Annotated in this window: 13 protein-coding genes and 3 pseudogenes; 9 read left to right on the forward strand and 7 right to left on the reverse strand. The window is 65.4% G+C overall.

What is annotated here, in order from left to right:
- Positions 1-186 (reverse strand): annotated as a pseudogene (locus J7367_RS15355) (IS5/IS1182 family transposase); the annotation flags it as partial.
- 71 nt (positions 187-257) lie between these two features.
- Between J7367_RS15355 and J7367_RS15360 the strand changes: the two are divergent.
- From J7367_RS15360 to J7367_RS15380, 5 genes and pseudogenes are all read left to right on the forward strand, one after another.
- A pseudogene (locus J7367_RS15360) lies at positions 258-1928 on the forward strand (peptidase domain-containing ABC transporter); the annotation flags it as partial.
- Between the two features lie 164 nt (positions 1929-2092).
- The gene (locus tag J7367_RS15365; protein ID WP_209028950.1) at positions 2093-2242 is read left to right on the forward strand and encodes a hypothetical protein; all 150 of its coding nucleotides are present in this window, start codon (positions 2093-2095) and stop codon (positions 2240-2242) included.
- 102 nt (positions 2243-2344) lie between these two features.
- Positions 2345-2542: a zinc-finger domain-containing protein gene (locus J7367_RS15370; protein ID WP_003483377.1), complete on the forward strand. Its 198-nt coding sequence runs from the start codon at positions 2345-2347 to the stop codon at positions 2540-2542.
- Positions 2543-2552: 10 nt separating this feature from the next.
- The gene (locus J7367_RS15375; protein WP_057661131.1) at positions 2553-3665 is read left to right on the forward strand and encodes a glycosyltransferase; all 1113 of its coding nucleotides are present in this window, start codon (positions 2553-2555) and stop codon (positions 3663-3665) included.
- Complete coding sequence (locus tag J7367_RS15380; RefSeq protein ID WP_057661129.1) at positions 3646-4977, forward strand: O-antigen ligase; 1332 nt, start codon at positions 3646-3648, stop codon at positions 4975-4977. The genes J7367_RS15375 and J7367_RS15380 overlap by 20 nt, the downstream gene beginning before the upstream one ends.
- Positions 4978-5069: 92 nt before the next feature.
- Here the strand turns inward: J7367_RS15380 and J7367_RS15385 are convergent, their stop codons facing one another.
- Positions 5070-5990, reverse strand: coding sequence for an LpxL/LpxP family Kdo(2)-lipid IV(A) lauroyl/palmitoleoyl acyltransferase (locus J7367_RS15385; protein WP_057661127.1), 921 nt, complete (start codon positions 5988-5990; stop codon positions 5070-5072).
- 264 nt (positions 5991-6254) lie between these two features.
- Between J7367_RS15385 and waaA the strand changes: the two genes are divergently transcribed.
- The gene (gene waaA, locus J7367_RS15390; protein WP_007967746.1) at positions 6255-7571 is read left to right on the forward strand and encodes a lipid IV(A) 3-deoxy-D-manno-octulosonic acid transferase; all 1317 of its coding nucleotides are present in this window, start codon (positions 6255-6257) and stop codon (positions 7569-7571) included.
- A gap of 267 nt (positions 7572-7838) precedes the next feature.
- Here waaA and J7367_RS15395 read toward each other — a convergent pair whose 3' ends face one another.
- The 3 genes from J7367_RS15395 to J7367_RS15405 all read right to left on the reverse strand — a co-directional run bounded on the left by J7367_RS15395 (position 7839) and on the right by J7367_RS15405 (position 10679).
- Positions 7839-9221: a TolC family outer membrane protein gene (locus J7367_RS15395; protein ID WP_007967744.1), complete on the reverse strand. Its 1383-nt coding sequence runs from the start codon at positions 9219-9221 to the stop codon at positions 7839-7841.
- A 20-nt stretch (positions 9222-9241) separates the two neighbouring features.
- Positions 9242-9898, reverse strand: a complete 657-nt coding sequence (locus tag J7367_RS15400) for a protein-L-isoaspartate O-methyltransferase (protein ID WP_007967742.1) — start codon at positions 9896-9898, stop codon at positions 9242-9244.
- A 127-nt stretch (positions 9899-10025) separates the two neighbouring features.
- Complete coding sequence (locus J7367_RS15405; RefSeq protein WP_057661125.1) at positions 10026-10679, reverse strand: TetR/AcrR family transcriptional regulator; 654 nt, start codon at positions 10677-10679, stop codon at positions 10026-10028.
- A gap of 216 nt (positions 10680-10895) precedes the next feature.
- Between J7367_RS15405 and J7367_RS15410 the strand changes: the two genes are divergently transcribed.
- The gene (locus tag J7367_RS15410; protein ID WP_007973353.1) at positions 10896-13898 is read left to right on the forward strand and encodes a two-component regulator propeller domain-containing protein; all 3003 of its coding nucleotides are present in this window, start codon (positions 10896-10898) and stop codon (positions 13896-13898) included.
- A 243-nt stretch (positions 13899-14141) separates the two neighbouring features.
- Here J7367_RS15410 and J7367_RS15415 read toward each other — a convergent pair whose 3' ends face one another.
- Entirely contained in the window at positions 14142-15026 is an 885-nt protein-coding gene (locus tag J7367_RS15415; protein WP_057661123.1) for a LysR family transcriptional regulator, read from the reverse strand.
- A gap of 120 nt (positions 15027-15146) precedes the next feature.
- Here J7367_RS15415 and leuC point away from each other — a divergent pair, with 120 nt between their 5' ends.
- Positions 15147-16586 (forward strand): 3-isopropylmalate dehydratase large subunit, encoded by a 1440-nt coding sequence (leuC, locus tag J7367_RS15420; RefSeq protein WP_057661121.1) that lies wholly within the window; start codon positions 15147-15149, stop codon positions 16584-16586.
- On the opposite strand, the pseudogene J7367_RS22330 reads toward leuC, so the two are convergent.
- Positions 16561-16653, reverse strand: a pseudogene (locus J7367_RS22330) (16S rRNA (cytosine(1402)-N(4))-methyltransferase); the annotation flags it as partial. The gene leuC and the pseudogene J7367_RS22330 sit on opposite strands and share 26 nt — an antisense overlap.
- Before the next feature lie 3 nt (positions 16654-16656).
- Here J7367_RS22330 and leuD point away from each other — a divergent pair.
- Complete coding sequence (gene leuD, locus J7367_RS15425; protein ID WP_007967735.1) at positions 16657-17304, forward strand: 3-isopropylmalate dehydratase small subunit; 648 nt, start codon at positions 16657-16659, stop codon at positions 17302-17304.
- The last annotated feature ends 84 nt before the right edge of the window (positions 17305-17388 follow it).

Here is a 17388-nt window from a genome sequence, read left to right on the forward strand (position 1 = left end):
AATCCGCAACATCGTCGCCAGTGCGTACGGCTGCCGACCTGGCCGCCCCGACACTGGATAGTGCGGCGCGATCAGGGCAAGCAGTTGCTGCCACGGAACAACCTGCTCCATCTCGGCAAGAAAGATCTCGCGCCGGGTCTGCTTACGCTTGCCCAAGCCCTCAGCGTCACCGAACGTCAGCTGCATGGATGAATCCTCTACATAAGGCGATAGTGTCGCGCATCTGCGGTGAGTTGATCAGACCTTCCCTAGGGGGCGCAGTTTTACAGATCCTGTTGTTTTCCTTTGCGCTGCAGGTATTTGTCATCCTTGCGCCGTTCTATATGCAGTGGGTGGTGGATCAAGTACTGGTGTCGGGCGATCACGACCTTTTGATGGTAGTTGGCCTGGGGTTCGGCTTGGCGCTATTGCTGCAGATCGGCATCGGACTGCTGCGTGGCTGGTCGGTAGTATATCTGTCGTCCACGCTCGGTCTACAATGGATGACTAATGTCTTTGCGCATCTTCTGAAGTTGCCACTCTTTTTTTTTGAAAAGCGCCATTTAGGCGATGTGACGTCGCGTTTGTCGTCTGTGCAAATCATCCAGAACACACTCACCACCAGTTTCGTCGAGTCAATCATTGATGGGCTGATGACGATCGTAACGCTGGGGCTGATGTTGATATACAGTTGGAAGCTTGCGTTGGTGACCTTGCTGGCGGTTGGTCTTTATTTAGCGATTCGGGCAATTGCCTTTCATCCGATGCGCAACTGCACCGAGCTGCAACTTGTTGCAGCTGCCAAGCAACAAACCCACTTGTTGGAGTCTTTGCGCGGTATTCAGAGTCTGAAGGTCGCAGGTGAGGAATCGCAACGTCGATCTACTTATGAAGGCTTGCTCAATGATACGGTCAACCAGGATGCGCGGTTGGCGCGTATGGGGCTTGGATTCAGCACAGCGAGCCAGCTTGTATTTGGCATAGAGCGGATTGCGGTGATCTGGATTGGTGCCACTATGACGTTGGATAATGTGTTTTCGGTCGGAATGTTGGTCGCCTATCTGGCGTACAAGGACCAGTTTGCTACACGCGTGAGTGCTTTGATCGACAAATGGATCGAGTTCCGCATGTTGCGGCTGCATGGGGAGAGATTGGCCGATATCGTGCTGACGCCGCCGGAATGCGATTACGCATTACCGGAAGTACTGCCGCCGACTGAGCCGCGCATCGAAGTGGAAGGGCTATCCTTTCGGTATGCCGAAGGTGAGCCGTGGGTACTCAAGGGATGTAGTTTCAGCATCCACGCCGGTGAGTCGGTGGCGATCATCGGCCCGTCTGGCTGCGGAAAGACTACGTTGTTGAAGCTTTTGCTTGGTCTGCTGCAGCCGACCGAAGGCGTCATCCGCATCGGCGGTCATGACGTGCATAAGATCGGCCCGCGCAATGTGCACGCGATCGTGGGTGCGGTAATGCAGGACGACCAGTTGTTCGCCGGAAGCATCGCCGACAACATCAGTTTCTTCGACCAGGATTTCGATCTTGAGCGGATCGAGGCGGCAGCGCGGCTGGCAGCGGTCCATGAGGATATCGCTGCAATGCCGATGGGTTACCACGGATTGATTGGCGACATGGGCAGTTCGCTGTCTGGCGGCCAGAAACAGCGAATCATCCTGGCACGGGCGCTATATCGTCAGCCGAAGTTGCTGTTTCTGGATGAAGCCACCAGTCACCTCGACGTGATGTGTGAGCGACTGGTCAATGAGGCGGTCAAGCAGCTGAAGGTAACCAAGGTGCTCGTAGCGCATCGACCTGAGACCATTGCCAGCGCAGACCGGGTGATCGTGCTTGAGCAAGGGCGCGTGGTACAGGAGTTTCATCCCCACGCGGCGCTTTCGGACGTGCTTCCCGCCCGAGATATCGAGCGCGCGCATGGTCCTGCTGTTGTATAAACCCTCAAGAACTCGCTGGTCGGGGCGGTTGACATGGAGCAGGCACAGTGAGGAAGGCGATGGGTTTCAGGAGCGCCGTGGTAGCGGCCAGCATGCTGCTGTCGGGCTGCGCGAGTGACGACTGGGGGACGGCAGGCGCCTCGTCCCCGCCTGCCGATTGCCTGGTGGGCAACGACGATGGCCCGGTGGCGCCGGCCGGTGCAACGGGTGCGCGCAGCCTGCGCGACTCACGCTGCGATCCCACCAAGCAAGCGGAGTCCACCGGCATGCGTGCCGATCCGATCAAGCCGAACTTTGGCAAGCGGAACGAGTGAAGCACCAGCGGCGCGCTGCGACATCGATCGTTGCCACAGCCGCTCTCGATACGGCTCGCGCTGCTAGAATACCGGCCGTTCCCCCCGCCTGCGATGTACGCCATGAGCCAGACCGCCACCGCGCCCGCCAATGCCGAAAAGCGTTACACCGTGCACCGCGGCGACCTGCCGCTGAGCTGCCCGACCCCTGCGATGGCGCTGTGGAACTCGCATCCGCGCGTGTACCTGCCGATCGAAGACGAGCCCAACGGCGAAGCCAAGTGCCCGTATTGCGGCGCGCTGTTCGTGCTCGCCGACTGATACTGGCCGGATGCACCGCCTGACCGTGGTGCAACTGCTGCCGGCACTGCAGTCCGGCGGCGTCGAGCGCTCCACCCTGGAAATCGCTGCCGCGCTGGTGCGCGCCGGTCATCGCGCCGTCGTCGTATCGGCCGGCGGTCGCCTGGTCCAGCCGTTGCTGGACGCTGGCGGCGAGCATCTCACGCTGGAGATCGGCCGCAAATCGTTGCTGACGCTGCGGCATGTGGCCGGCCTGCGTCGCCTGTTCGCCGAACTCGGGGCCGATATCGTGCACGCGCGTTCGCGGCTGCCGGCCTGGCTGGGCTGGTACGCGCTGCGCGGAATGCCCAAGGCGGCGCGGCCGCGTCTGGTGACCACCGTGCACGGGCTCAATTCGCCCAGCCGCTACAGCGCGGTGATGACCTACGGCGAGCGCGTGATCTGCGTGTCCAAGACGGTGCGCGAGTACGTGTGCACGCACTACCCCCAGACCGATCCGGCGCGCCTGCGCACCATTCCGCGTGGGGTGGATATCGCACAGTTCCCGCGCCGGCTGCAGCCGGACCGCCGCGCACGTGCATGGGCGCAGACGCTGCTGCCCGGACTGCCGGCCGATGCACCACTGCTATTGCTGCCGGGCCGCGGCACGCGCCTGAAGGGGCATGCCGATGGTCTGCACCTGCTCGCCGAGATCCGTGCAGCCGGCGTGCCGGCCTTCCTGTGGTTGCCAGGCGCACGCGAGCCCGGGCGCGAAGCGTATGTGCGGGAGCTGGAGACAGAAGCCGCCAAACTGGGCGTTGCCGAGGCCGTCGCCTTGACCGAGCCCACCGCCCGCATCGCCGAGGCCTATGCGGCCAGCGATCTGGTGCTGCAGCTTTCGCGCAAGCCGGAAGCCTTCGGTCGCACCGTGGTGGAGGCGCTGTCGGTCGGCCGTCCGGTACTGGGCTGGGCGCATGGCGGCGTGGGCGAACTGCTGGCCGAGTTGCAACCCAGTGGTGCGGTTGCCGCCTTCGATGCCCAGGCCTTATGCGCGCAGGCACTGCAGTTGCTGCAGCGCGCCCCGGCAGCGCCGGCCGGGATTCCCTACACGTTGCAGGCCATGCAAACGGCCACTCTGAAGGTCTATGACGAACTCCGCCGCTGAGGCCCTCCCGCGGGCGCCCGTGTTGACGCCCGATGCCGGCCGCTGGGCGCCGCTGTGGGTGATCGTGTTCGTGGCGCTGTGGCCTACGCCCGGCCTGGCCGAAACGGTGTTGTCGCTGGGTGCGTTGTTCGCGGCGTACCGCCTGTTGCATGCACGCTTTCGCGGCGGCACGCGCCTGCTCAGCGGCGCGGCCTGGGCGCTGACCAGCGTGTTGTTCCTGGCGTACTGGTTGCCGCAGATGCTGTCGGCGTTCGACGCGGTGGATGCCGGCCGCGCGCTGCGCAAGTCGGCCACCGATCTGCGCTACCTGCCGTTCATGTGGTTGTGCGCCATCGCCGTGGCCAATGCGCAGCGTCGGCGTCGCACCTTTACCGGGCTGGCGGTCATCGGTGGAGTGTGGACGCTGGACGCGCTGCTGCAGCCCGCCTTCGGCACCAGCCCGTTGTTCTTTGGCATCGATCAGATCAAGCAGCTGATCAGCGGCCATGGCCTGTGCACGGCCCAGGAGCTGGCGCTGGTGGACAGGTTGAGCGGCGTGTTGGGCCCCTGCAATCTGAAGTTCGGGCAGACCCTGGCCAGCCTGTCGCCGTTCCTGTTGCTGGCGTTGGGGCGGCGTCATGTCTTGGCCTGGCTTGTCGGTGCGGCGGCGGTCGGCATCGTGTTGGTGTTGGCTGGCTCGCGCGCATCGTGGATCACCTATGGCGTGATCATGCTGCTGTCGGGTTGGCAGCTGCTGGGCGGGCGTCGTTTACTGGCTGTGGCGGTGGCCGGCGCACTGCTGGCCGTAGCGCTGGTGGCGGTGGCGCCACAGGCGCGCGAGCGCATCCAGCGCACCACGCTGGCGTTCGGCAATGGCGAACAGGGCGTGGACCAGGCCCTGTCCGGGCGCGCCCAGATCTGGGGCGCGGCGCTGTGCATGATCCGCGAGCATCCGCTCAACGGCGTGGGTGCGCGCGGGTTCCGGCAGGCCTATCAGGCCTGCAATCCAGCACCTGGCCGAGCGCCGGCATGGGGCGACGGGCCGGCCTTTCATGCGCATCAGATCGTGCTCGAAATCCTGGCCGAAACCGGCGTGATCGGCTTGCTGCTGTGGCTGGCCGGCGCGGCGCAGGCGTGGCGCGCGTGGCGCTACTCAAGCGTGGTGGCGCGCGAGCAGGCGCGGCCGGCAATGATCGCGCTGGTGGCCACGGTCTTTCCGTTCAACACCCATCTGGCGTTCTATTCCAGCTTCTGGGGCGGACTGAGCCTGATGCTGGCCGGGCTCTATGCCGGTGCCTTGCTCAACGACGATGCGGACCGCGTGTCGCAGTAACGCGGTGCGTAAGGGTGATCGGCACCGCGTCGATTTGCGAGCGTGCAGCGGCAACGCCCACACCTGCATTGCAGGCGTTCGCCGGCCCGGCGTCAGCGATAGAACGCGCTACGCCCCCCCGGCTGGCGCTTGAAGCGCCGATGGATCCACAGGTACTGGTCCGGCGCTTCGCGCACCATGTCTTCGATCGCGGCATTGACCTGCGTGGTATCGGCGATGACGTCATCGGACGGAATGTCGGCCAACGGCGGCGCGATCTTGAGGATGTAACGGCCACCCTCGCGACGATGGAAGTAGGGCACTACCGCGCAGCCGGTCAACCGCGCCAGCTGATGCGTGGCGGTGATGGTGGAGGCCGGATGTCCGAAGAACGGCACGAACACGGTGTCCTTGCCGCGCATGTCCTGATCCGGCGCATACCACAGAAAACCGCCGCGCTTGAGATGCTTGATGGTGGCGCGCAGGTCTTCGTTGGCGAACATGTGCGTGGCATAGCGCAAGCGCCCACGCTTGACTGCCCACTCGAACACCGGGTTGCGATGCCTGCGGTACATGCCGGCCAGCGGCACGTGGTCGCAGAGCAGGCGCCCGCACATTTCCAGTGTCATGAAGTGGCCGGACACCAGCAACACGCCGCGCTTTTGCTGTTGCAGTTGCTGCAGATGCTCCAGGCCCTCGATCTGCACGCCAGGTCGAATGGCATCGATGCTGCCCCACCAAGCGCGCGCGAACTCGAACAGGCCTACGCCGAGCGCGTCGAAACTGTCGCGCAAAAGCCGCGCTCGCCAGGCATCGTCCTGTTCGGGGAAACACAGTTCGAGGTTGACCTCGGCCGCGCGCCGACGTGTGCCCGCCAGGCGCATCGCAAGCCAGCCCACGCCGCGGCCCACTGCACGTTGCAGCGTCCAGGGCAGGCGCCCGGCCACCACCATCACCACCAGGCCCAGATACATCGGCCAATGCTTGGGGTTGCGCAGGGAAGGGCGGACGGCGACGTTGGCGGGCTCGGACATGCGCCAATTCTAGAGCGTGTTATGCACTTTGAGATGAGATGCATTGGCCGCTGACGGCCAACCCTCCGGGAAGCGCCCTGTGGCGCACCGATACTGCGTGCGCGCCTTGCCCAGGCGGCCGGCCTGGGCCGCAGCACACGCCTTGTCTCGACGCGCCACAGGACGCTTCGCACTCACCTCACAGTACATAACACGCTCTAAGGGATTGCATCCAGCCGGCAGCGTGCACATGCGCACGCACGGACGCTCCCGTATCCTGCACCCATGCGGAAAGATCCGATCGAATGGCTGTTGCGCGGGCTGTACTCGGCGCTGCTCTACTTGTTGTTGCCGGTCACGGTGTACCACCTGGTATGGCGTGGCTTTCGCGTGCGCGAATACTTCAATCGCTGGAACGAGCGCTATGCGTCCTACACGCATGCCTGTGGGCGGCCACGGGTATGGGTGCACGCAGTGTCGGTGGGCGAGGTCAACGCGGCCGCGCCGCTGGTCAACGCGCTACGTGCGCAGCGCCCGGATATCCGTTGGGTCATCACCACCATCACCCCCACCGGCTCCGAGCGCGTGCGCGCGCTGTGGGGCGATGCGGTGGACCATGTGTACCTGCCCTACGACGTACCCGGCAGCGTGGGGCGGTTTCTCGAACACTTCCGCCCGCGCCTTGCGTTGATCCTGGAAACCGAGCTGTGGCCGAACATGTTGTTCGGCTGCCGCGATCGCCAGATTCCGGTGTACATCCTCAATGCGCGATTGTCGGCGCGTTCGTTGCGCGGTTATCGGTTGCTGGCACCGTTGATCAGTCGTGCGCTGCGCACCGTCACCTGCGTGGCGGCGCAGTCGCAGGACGATGCCGAGCGGTTCGTCACCCTGGGCGCGCGCCCGGATCAGGTGATCGCGTTGGGCAATCTCAAGTTCGATATCGCCGCGCCGGCGCAATTGCAGGCGTTGGTCGCGCAGTTCCGCATGCACGTGCCGGCCACGCGCCCGGTGTGGATCGCCGCCAGCACGCACGAAGGCGAAGAGGCGGCCGTCGCCGATATCCACGCACGTGTGCTGCTGCAATTTCCGGACTTGCTGCTGTTGTGGGCGCCGCGCCATCCCGAGCGCTTTGCCAAGGTCGAGACATTGGCACGCGAGCGCGGTTGGCGCGTTGCCACGCGCAAGACCCAGCAATGGCCGCAGGCAGGCGACAAGGTATTCGTCATCGACACCCTGGGCGAGCTGATGAGCTTCTATGCGTGCGCGCAGGTGGCTTTCGTCGGTGGCAGCTTGCAGCCGATCGGCGGACACAACCTGCTCGAGCCGGCCGCCGTCGGCACGCCGGCAATCACTGGCCCGCATCTGCATAACTTCTCGGAGATTTCGCGGCGCATGCGCCAAGCCGATGCCGTTGCCATCTGCGAGGATGCCGAGTGCGTCTACCAGGCGTTGGCGCGCCTGCTCGCCGACCCCGCACAACGCCAGGCGATGGCCACTGCGGGCCTGGCGCTGGTCGCCAATGGCAAGGGCGCCGTGACCCGCACCTTGGTTCAGATCGCTCCCGATCTGCCGCCGCTGGCGAGCGAGGGCGTTGCGGCGTGAGGTCTGTCGCCCGGTGCGTGGCTGCGTGCATGGACGTGCTGCACTCCACCGAGGCGTGACCCCGGATTGCAGCCTTCGTTGCGTTCGGCGGTGAGAGCGTGCGCCAGGGAGTGAGACGCGCGTGGTCGGATCGCTCCGGTCGCATGCTGCATGCCGGAGTTGCCGGTTTACCGTACTTGCAACAGACCTCACAACAGGTGCGCATGCAGTTGCATCGCGCACAAAAAAAGCGGGCCTGGGCCCGCTTTCTCGTGCATCCCGTGGGTCTTACTGCAACGAACCACTGCCCTGCAGCTTGGATTCGGCATCCTGCGACAGCAGGCGATTGACATCCTGCAGGTCGGTGATGTCGAGCTTGCCGATGGCCTGGCCCAGCAGCAGGCGGTTCTGCAGGAAGTTGTAACGCGACTGCGCGTAATTCAGCTGCGCCTGGAACAGCGTGCGCTGGTTTTGCACCACGTCCAGCACGGTGCGCGTGCCGACTTCCAGGCCCACCTGCGAGGCGTCGTAGGCGGCCTGCGCCGACACCACGGCCAGACGGCGGGCTTCCACTTCGCTGATACCGGCAACGACGGTCTGGTAGGCATTGCGGGTGTTGCGATCCAGCGCGCGCTTCTGCTGCTCGTAGGTGTCCTGCTGGATGTCGCGTTGCGACAGTGCCTGGCGCACGGCCGACTGGGTCGCACCGCCGGCAAAGATCGGAATCGTCAGCGTGATGCCGACCGAATCGGTATCGATATTACGGCCTGCGGTGGTGAAGTTGCCCGCCGCCTCATCGACCGTTCCCTGGCCACCCCAGCTATTGCTGCGGCCGACATTGGCACCCAGGCTCAGCGTGGGCAGATGGCCGGCACGCGCAGCACTGACCTGCGCCTCGGCAGCGCTGACCTGCAACTGCTGCGCCTTCAGCGCGGGATTGTCGGCGATCGCGGTGGCAACCAGCTGATCCACATTGCTGTAGGCGGCCGGTACTTCGGGGCGGAACTCATCCGGCAATGCGCGCAAGCCGACCACGGGCTGGCCGGTCAGCTCGGTCAGAGCCTGGTAGTAGTCCTTGAGCGTATTGCGCGCGGTGATGGTGTCTGCACGCGCCTGGTCGTACTGGGCGCGGGCTTCGTGCACGTCGGTGATCGGCGCAAGACCCACTTCCAGACGCTTGTCGGCGTAGTCGAACTGCTTCTTTGCGGCCGCTTCGTTGGTCTCGGCTGCCGCCAGCGACTCGATCCCCACCAGTACCTGGAAATACGCCGCCGAGGTGCGGGTGATCAGGTCGTTGTTGGCCGATGCCAGGGTGAAATCCGCAGCCTTGGCCACTTCGCGCTGCGCACGCAGGTTGGAAAACTGCGCCCAGTTGAAGATGGTCTGGCTGCCCTGAATCGCGTACTGGCGCTGCTTGGTCGTGGAACGGCCATCGACGCCCTCCAGCTCGCGATGCGACTGGGTGTAGCCGGCGCTACCGTCCAGCTGCGGCAACAACGCCGCACGCGCCTGCACCTGACCTTCCCGATTGACCAGACGCGTGGACTCGGCCACGGCCAGCTGCGGATCGCCGTTGCGGGCCATTTCGTAGACCTGCAGCAGGTCGGTGGCGTGCGCAGCCATGGGAGACAGGGCGGCGGCCAGGGCCAGAACGAGGGATCGGCGGATCATCGGGGAAGCTTCCTTGGGAATCAGAATTGGAATCGGGGCGTCGGTGCGGCGCCCTGGAGATAGGCGAGGTCGGTTTCGAACAACGATTCGATGCGCGGGGCGTTGACGTCGCCACGGACCAGGACCGCTTCCATCACCGGGTCGTGACCGCGCACGACGAACAGCCGGCCGTTCGGGCGCAACCACTGCAGCCACTGGACGGGCAGCGTGTCGACCGCGCCGGTCACGCAGATGGCGTCGAAGCGACGCTCGCTCTGCCAGCCGAAGACGTCGGCGGTTTCGATGCGGACGTTGCTGCCCAGGCCGGTGCGATCCAGATTGGCGCGTGCGGCGGCGGCCAGCGCCGGATCGATCTCCAGGCTAAGGACTTCGCGTGCCAGTGCGGCCAGGCAGGCGGTGGCAAAGCCGCTGCCGGTGCCGACTTCCAGGACGTCCTCGCCTGGTTGCAGATCCAGTGCCTGCAACATGCGGCCTTCGACCACCGGCTTCATCATCTTGTGGCCGGCCGACAGCGGAATTTCCACGTCGACATAGGCCAGCGTCTTGTAGGCCTCCGGCACGAAGGCTTCGCGCGGCATGCGCGCCAGCACGTCGAGTACGCGCAGGTCCAGCACGTCCCACGGCCGGATCTGCTGCTCGACCATCTTTTCGCGGGCCTGGGTGAAATCGATCGTCATGATGCGGGTATCCAACGCGGTGGGGCGAACATTTTACCGGTGCGCGAGGCGCCTGGCGCATCTAGCATCGCCGCGCGCTGGCATCCGGCGCAGTGCCGGAAGTCATCGCCACCAAAGGCCGGGGCGCTCAGCGCGGCGCATAGGCCCTCAAAAAGAAGTCCACGCTGGTGTCGATGTGCTCATTGACCTGGGCGCGGGTGGGCTGGCCGTGCAGGCCGCACATCATCAAGGCGTAGAGCTCGCCCTTGAGCAGGCAGAAGAATTGCGAGGCGGCGCGTGCGACCTCCGGGATCTCCAGCTGGCCGTCGGCCACCCGTGCGGACAGGAAATCCGCCAGCGCCCGCTGCGTGCGCTTGGGGCCTGCATCCCAGAACATCTCGCGGATATGCACGTCGCCGGTCCCCGGCGCCATCATCATGCGGTGGGTGGAGATGGCCGATTCGGTGCTGACCATGGCGAAGAACGCATGGGCGATCTCGGTGAGCTGGTCGCGCAATGCGCCCTTGGGCGCGTGATCGAACAGGTCGTCCGGCATCATGTGCTGGCACTGTGCGCGGATCGCCTCGGAAAACAGGCTCTCCTTGTCGCCGAAGTGGCTATACACGGTCAGTTTGGAGACGCCGGCCTGTGCGGCGATCCCATCCATGCTGACCCCTGCATAGCCCTGCTCCATGAACATGGTGCGGGCGGCACCGAGGATGGCGGCACGCTTTCCAAGATCCTTGGGACGACCAGGGCCGTTGCTCTTGGTCTTGGAATTGAGAGGGGACGAGCTGGACATGCCGCCAATACTAGACCATCGGGTTCTATATTTATACTCGGCGCCGAATCGGTACGTTAACGGTTCCGTCTGCCCGGTTCCCGGTGTCGTGCCGCTCCCGGCAGCTGTCAGGGATCCACCGAAGGCAGCGCAAAAACCCCGGTGATAAATTTGCCGTAGGCCTGCCGGTGCATACGGTAGGTATCTCCAGCAGGCACGGACGAGGGGACGGGGAGCGTGGGAAGGGGCGGTACGCAGGCGCACACAAGCTGCGTTCGCAGCACGTGCGTGCGGCGGATCGGGCAGGCGTGGCTGTGGCTGCTGTGGTGCTGCGCAGTGCTCAACGCCTGGCCGGCCGGCGCGCAGGTGCTCAAACACACCGCTTACCACACCGTCACGCGCTGGAACATGGACGACGGCCTGCCGCACAACCTGGTGCACGCGGTGGCCCAGGGCGAAGACGGGCTGATCTGGCTGGGTACCTGGGAAGGCGTGGCGCGCTTCAATGGGCGCGACTTCACCGTGTACGACCGCCAGAACACTCCCGGCGTCGAGCTGGGCGGGGTCTTCGTGGTGGTGCGCGACAGCACCGGCGGGATGCTGTTCGGTACTGCGTTCGACGGTGTCTACCACTATCAGGATGGTCACTGGCAGCAGCTGGGGGATGCGTCGGCGCGGCATCTTGCGGTCAGTGCCCTGCTGCGGCGTGCCGATGGCGCGCTGTGGGTGGGCACGCCGCAGACGCTGTACCGCATCGAGGGCGACGGGCGGGTGGTCGACGTCGGCCGCCAGACCGGCTTGCCGCGTGCGCGCGTCACCGCCCTGTCTGCAGACGAAAGCGGCGACCTGTGGGTTGGCACCGAGGTCGGCCTGTATCGCCTGCCGCGCGATGGCGGCCAGGCTGCGGCCTGGGGCAGGGTGCACGGGATGCGCGATGCGCCGGTGCGGCGGTTGGCCAGCGACCGGCAGGGCGGCCTGTTGGTCGCTGGCGACGACGGCGTGTGGTGGTGGAGCCGCGGCGGTGGCCTGCAGCGTTTCCGCCAGGGCCAACGCGTGGATTCGGTGTTGCTGGACCGCCGTGGGCACCTGTGGATGAGCCTGTCTTCGGGAATGCTGGTGGTGCACAGCGGCCCGAACGACCCGGACGAGCAGATCGCCATCTCCGGCGTCGCCAGCCCGGCGCTGCTGGAGGACGCCGAAGGCCTGATCTGGGTCGGCAGCACCCACGGGCTGTTCCGTATTGCCGAGGGCGCCGCGCATGGTGTCACCCACGACGAAGGCCTGAGTTCGGACTACGTGCGCTGCGTGCTGCAGACCGGCCAGGGCACGGTATGGGTGGGTAACGCCGTCGGCCTGGATCGTTGGCGCGACGGCACCATCAGCCGCGTGTCGCTGTCGCCCAGCGAAGGTGGGCGTGTGCTCGAGCAGTCGGTGCTGGCGCTGGCCGATGCTGGCGATGGCGGCGTCTGGGCCGGTACCTATAGCCAGGGCGTGGTGCGTCTGGACGCGCAAGGCCACGTGCTGGTGCGCATCGGCGCGGCCGATGGCCTGCCCTCCATGTCGGTGCGTGCGGTGTTGCCGGACGGCGACGATCTGTGGATCGGCACCACCGCCGGGTTGGTGCGCTGGCGCAATGGCAAGGCGCGTCGCTACACCGCAGCCGATGGCGTACCCGATGGCTCGGTGCAGGTGTTGTACCGCGATGCGCAGGGCATCGTCTGGATCGGCACCGATCGCGGTGTGACCGCGCTGTCGCCGGACGGCAGCACCCGCGCCTGGCTGGGCGAGCAGGATTTCCCGGGACAGAACGCCTTCGATTTCCTGCGCGATGCCGCTGGCGATGTGTGGATTGCCAGCGATCGCGGCCTGCTGCGGTTGCGCGGCGACAGCTTCCGCGTCTACGACCACCGGGTCGGGCTACCGCGCGACAAGGTGTTTCGGGTGATCGACGACGGTCGTGGCTATTTCTGGTTGTCGAGCAACCACGGGGTGTTCCGCATCGCACGCGATAACTTCGACCAGCTCGATGCGGGCACGCGCGAGCAATTGAGCGTGGAAGTGGTCGACCGCAGCGACGGCATGCCCAGCAACCAGGGCAACGGCAGCAGCGCACCGGCCGGCTGGCTGACCCGGTCCGGGCAGTTGCTGTTCCCCACCGCCGCGGGCCTGGGCGTGATCGACCCGGCCCGCGTGGGGACCTTGCAAGGCCATCGGCTGCCGATCGTCTTCGAGCGTCTGCTGGTCGATGGCATGGTGCAGCCGCTCAGTGGCCCGCACCGGTTCGGTGCCGAGACGCGGCGTATCGCGATCGCGTACGCCGGGCTGAATTTCCGCGGCCCGGACAAGGTGCGGTATCGCTATCGGCTGGAAGGCTTCGACCCGGAGTGGGTGGATGCCGACAATGCCAGCGAAGCGGTCTACACCAATTTGCCGCCGGGCCGCTTCCGCTTCCGCGTGCAAGCGATGTCGCTACCAGTGGACTGGCGGCAAAACGACCTGCTGGGCGAAGCCAGCCTGGTCATCGAACTGGCGCCGCCGTGGTGGCGCCGGGGCGAAGTGATCGGCCTGGGCATCCTCGCCCTGGCCAGCGTGATCTACGGGTTTTACTTATGGCGTACCGCCAGCTATCGCCTGCGTCAGCGCCAGCTCAATACCGTCATCGACCGGCGCACGCGCGAACTGAGCGACAAGAACCTGGCGCTGCAGCAGGCCAGCCAGGAGCGCGAAGCGTTGATGCGCCAGCTCGAACACCGCGCCAGCCACGATGTGCTGACTGCGCTGCCGAACCGGCGCGAAGCCGAGCGCGTGTTGCAGCAATGGTTCGACGAGGCGCACGCCGGTGGCGCGGCGTTGGCGCTGGCGTTGATGGATATCGATCACTTCAAGCGTATCAATGACGACTACGGCCATGAGGTCGGCGATGCGGTGCTGTCGGCCATCGGCGAGGTGTTGGGCGAGCAGGATCAGGCGCACTGCTTCGCCGCGCGTCACGGTGGCGAAGAATTCCTGCTGGCGGCTACCGGACTGGATGCGGTACAGGCGCGCGCGCTGTTCGAGCGCATGCGACAGCGACTGGCCGACATCGAAGTCGATGCGCAAGGCATGACGGTGCGTTGCACCGCCAGCATGGGCATGGCGATGAGCGAGGAAGCGCCCAGCCGGCGCGAATTGCTGGCGTTGGCCGACCGTCGTCTGTACGAAGCCAAGCGGCAGGGGCGGGATCGCTTGATCGGGCCGTAAGACGTTGCTTAGGCCCGTGAACGGCTGGATGCTGGAGCGATGCAGCACACGTGTTGTGACAGCGCACGGCTGGTGTGTGGCGAAGAACAATCGCAGCATTGCGGGCCGGTTCGCGGCATCGCCGAGTCCGCAAGCCGCGTGTGCATGACGCATCGCACTGCTCGTGCGGTCGTGCCGAGATCGACCTGCTGACGTCATCTTTCGCCGACGCGTGCAGCACGCTGCAGACATATCGCCCGCAGCCTACGCCTGCGCCGGATCCGCCTGCGCGTGCAACAACGCAACAAACGCCTGCGCAGCGCGCGACAAGGTGCGCCCGCCATGGGTGACGCAACCCAGCTCGCGGGATAACGCGACATCGGCCAGCGGCAGCGTCACGATCTGATGGTCGATCATGCGCTCGGGCAACACGCTCCACGCCAGGCCCACCGACACCAGCATCTTGATCGTTTCCAGGTAATTGGTGGTCATGCGCAGACTCGGCACCAGACCGCGCTCGGCGAACAGGTTGGCAACGATGCGATGGGTGAAGGTGCCTGGATCGGGCAATACCGCCGGGTGCGTCACCACATCGTCCAGCGACACCGCAGGCAGTGCTGCCAATGGGTGGTCGGGTGCAACCACGAACTGCAAGCGGTCATGCCAGATCGGCTGCGCGCGCAGCGGAGCGCGCGTGTCCGGTGCCAGGGTTGTCACTGCCAGTTCCACCTCGCCGCCCAGCACCGCGGCGTACGCCAACTCCGAATCCAGGAACTGGATGTCCAGCGCCGCCTGCGGATGTCGCGTGGCAAAACCGCGCAACAAGGCCGGCAGGCGGTGCAGACCCACATGGTGGCTGGTGGCCAGACTCAAGCGGCCGCCAACGGCTGCGCCCAAATGCTCCAGCACGCGGCGGGTGTCCTGCAGCTCGGCCAGGATGCGTTGCGCGCGCGGCAGCAACGCCTGTCCGGCTTCGGTCAGCACCACCTGCCGGCCCAGGCGATCGAACAGCCGCGCCGACAATTGCGCCTCCAGGAGTGCGATGCGTTTGCTCACCGCTGGCTGGGTCAGGTGCAAGGCCTCGCCGGCTGCCGAAAAGCTGCCGCTCTCGGCGATCGCCACGAAGGCATTGAGGCTCGCCAGGTCCATTGCTATTCCTAAAATTCATTTCTTGAATAAACAATATGAATTTGCGTAATCCAAGGCAAGCTCCTAGCATCGATCTCAGCCAGGTGGGCGCACCCACCATCCGCCACTCGGATTGCCGCGATGACTGCCAAGACCCTGTACGACAAGCTGTGGGAACTGCACGAGGTCACACGCCGTGACGATGGTTCGTCGCTGATCTACATCGACCGCCACATCCTGCACGAAGTGACCTCGCCGCAAGCTTTCGAAGGCCTGCGCCTGGCCGGGCGCAAGCCGTGGCGCATCGACGCCAATATCGCCACGCCCGATCACAACGTGCCGACCACGCGCGCCGAGCGCCAGGGCGGGCTGGAGTCGATTTTCGACGAGGTCTCGCGCCTGCAGGTGCAGACGCTGGACGAGAACTGCGACGACTTCGGCATCCTCGAGTTCAAGATGAACGATGCGCGCCAGGGCATCGTGCATGTGGTCGGCCCGGAGCAGGGCGCCACCCTGCCGGGCATGACCGTGGTCTGCGGCGATTCGCATACCTCCACCCATGGCGCATTCGGCGCGCTGGCGCATGGCATCGGCACCTCCGAGGTCGAGCACGTGCTGGCCACGCAGTGCCTGATCGCCAAGAAGATGAAGAACATGCAGGTGCGCGTGGAAGGCACGCTGCCGTTCGGGGTGACCGCCAAGGACATCGTGCTGGCGGTGATCGGCAAGATCGGCACCGCCGGCGGCAACGGACATGCGCTGGAATTTGCCGGCAGCGCCATCCGCGCGCTGTCGATGGAAGGCCGCATGACCATCTGCAACATGTCCATCGAAGCCGGTGCGCGTGTGGGCATGGTGGCCGTGGACGAGAAGACGATTGCCTACGTCAAAGGGCGCCCGTTCGCCCCCAAGGGCGCCAACTGGGAGGCGGCGGTCGCGTTATGGAGCACGCTGGTCTCCGACCCGGACGCGCACTTCGATACCGTGGTGGAGTTGCGTGCCGAAGACATCAAGCCGCAGGTCAGCTGGGGCACTTCGCCGGAAATGGTGCTGGCCATCGATCAGCACGTGCCCGATCCGGCCATCGAGCAGGACCCGACCAAGCGCGATTCGATCGAGCGCGCGCTGAAATACATGGGGCTGAAGGCCAACCAGCCGATCACCGCCATCCGCCTGGATCGCGTGTTCATCGGCTCGTGCACCAATTCGCGCATCGAAGACCTGCGTGCCGCGGCCGCAGTGGCCAAGGGCCGCAAGGTCGCTTCCAGCATCAAGCAGGCCTTGGTGGTGCCGGGCTCGGGGCTGGTGAAGGCACAGGCCGAAGCCGAAGGCCTGGACAAGGTGTTTCTGGATGCCGGCTTCGAATGGCGCGAGCCAGGCTGCTCGATGTGTCTGGCCATGAACCCGGACAAGCTGGGGAGCGGCGAGCATTGCGCTTCGACCTCCAACCGCAACTTCGAAGGCCGCCAGGGCGCCGGTGGCCGCACGCATCTGGTCAGCCCGGCGATGGCGGCGGCTGCGGCGGTGAGCGGTCATTTTGTCGATGTGCGTGAACTGCAGGGAATCGAGAGTCGGGAATAGGGAATCGCAAAGTCCTGCTTCCCGCTCTGCCCATTCCCGACTCCCCATTCCCCATTCCCGGCCTCTCTCAATGACTCCTTTCACCCAACACACCGGACTGGTCGCGCCGCTGGATCGCGCCAATGTCGATACCGACCAGATCATTCCCAAGCAGTTCCTCAAGTCGATCAAGCGCACCGGCTTCGGGCCGAACCTGTTCGACGAGTGGCGCTATCTGGATATCGGCGAGCCTGGTCGCGACAACAGCACGCGCCCGCTCAATCCGGAATTCGTGCTCAATTTCCCGCGCTATCAGGGTGCCAGCGTATTGCTGGCCCGGGAAAACTTCGGCTGCGGTTCCTCGCGCGAGCATGCGCCGTGGGCGCTGGACGAATACGGCTTTCGCACCGTGATCGCGCCGAGCTTTGCCGACATCTTCTACAACAACAGTTTCAAGAACGGGCTGCTGCCGATCGTGCTGGCCGAAGCGCAGGTCGATGCATTGTTCGAACAATGCCTGGCGACCGAGGGCTACCAGCTCACCGTGGATCTGGCCGCGCAGCGCGTACGCCGCCCCGATGGCGTGGAGTACGGCTTCGATATCGATGCCTTCCGCAAACACTGCCTGCTCAATGGCCTGGACGATATCGGCCTCACCTTGCAGGACGCCGATGCCATCGGGCGCTTCGAGCAAGGCCATCGCGCGCGCCAACCGTGGTTGTTTGGCGCGTTGCAGTAGTGTCGAGCGGCAGATGCGCGCGCTCACCGCGCTGCGTGCGGACTGCATTGGATTGATGTCAATGACGCTGCGGCGTCACTTCAC

The sequence above is a fragment of the Xanthomonas sp. D-36-1 genome, assembly GCF_017746155.1.
Classification (GTDB): domain Bacteria; phylum Pseudomonadota; class Gammaproteobacteria; order Xanthomonadales; family Xanthomonadaceae; genus Xanthomonas; species Xanthomonas cissicola.

Bases quoted from the DNA above. Each gene is read 5' to 3' on its own strand.
- J7367_RS15400 (WP_007967742.1), bottom strand. From the start codon at position 9,898: ATGACGATCGATTTCACCCAGGCCCGCGAAAAGATGGTCGAGCAGCAG.
- leuC (WP_057661121.1), top strand. From the start codon at position 15,147: ATGACTGCCAAGACCCTGTACGACAAGCTGTGGGAACTGCACGAGGTC.
- J7367_RS15380 (WP_057661129.1), top strand. From the start codon at position 3,646: ATGACGAACTCCGCCGCTGAGGCCCTCCCGCGGGCGCCCGTGTTGACG.
- J7367_RS15395 (WP_007967744.1), bottom strand. From the start codon at position 9,221: ATGATCCGCCGATCCCTCGTTCTGGCCCTGGCCGCCGCCCTGTCTCCC.
- J7367_RS15375 (WP_057661131.1), top strand. From the start codon at position 2,553: ATGCACCGCCTGACCGTGGTGCAACTGCTGCCGGCACTGCAGTCCGGC.
- waaA (WP_007967746.1), top strand. From the start codon at position 6,255: ATGCGGAAAGATCCGATCGAATGGCTGTTGCGCGGGCTGTACTCGGCG.
- J7367_RS15385 (WP_057661127.1), bottom strand. From the start codon at position 5,990: ATGTCCGAGCCCGCCAACGTCGCCGTCCGCCCTTCCCTGCGCAACCCC.
- leuD (WP_007967735.1), top strand. From the start codon at position 16,657: ATGACTCCTTTCACCCAACACACCGGACTGGTCGCGCCGCTGGATCGC.
- J7367_RS15405 (WP_057661125.1), bottom strand. From the start codon at position 10,679: ATGTCCAGCTCGTCCCCTCTCAATTCCAAGACCAAGAGCAACGGCCCT.
- J7367_RS15415 (WP_057661123.1), bottom strand. From the start codon at position 15,026: ATGGACCTGGCGAGCCTCAATGCCTTCGTGGCGATCGCCGAGAGCGGC.
- J7367_RS15370 (WP_003483377.1), top strand. From the start codon at position 2,345: ATGAGCCAGACCGCCACCGCGCCCGCCAATGCCGAAAAGCGTTACACC.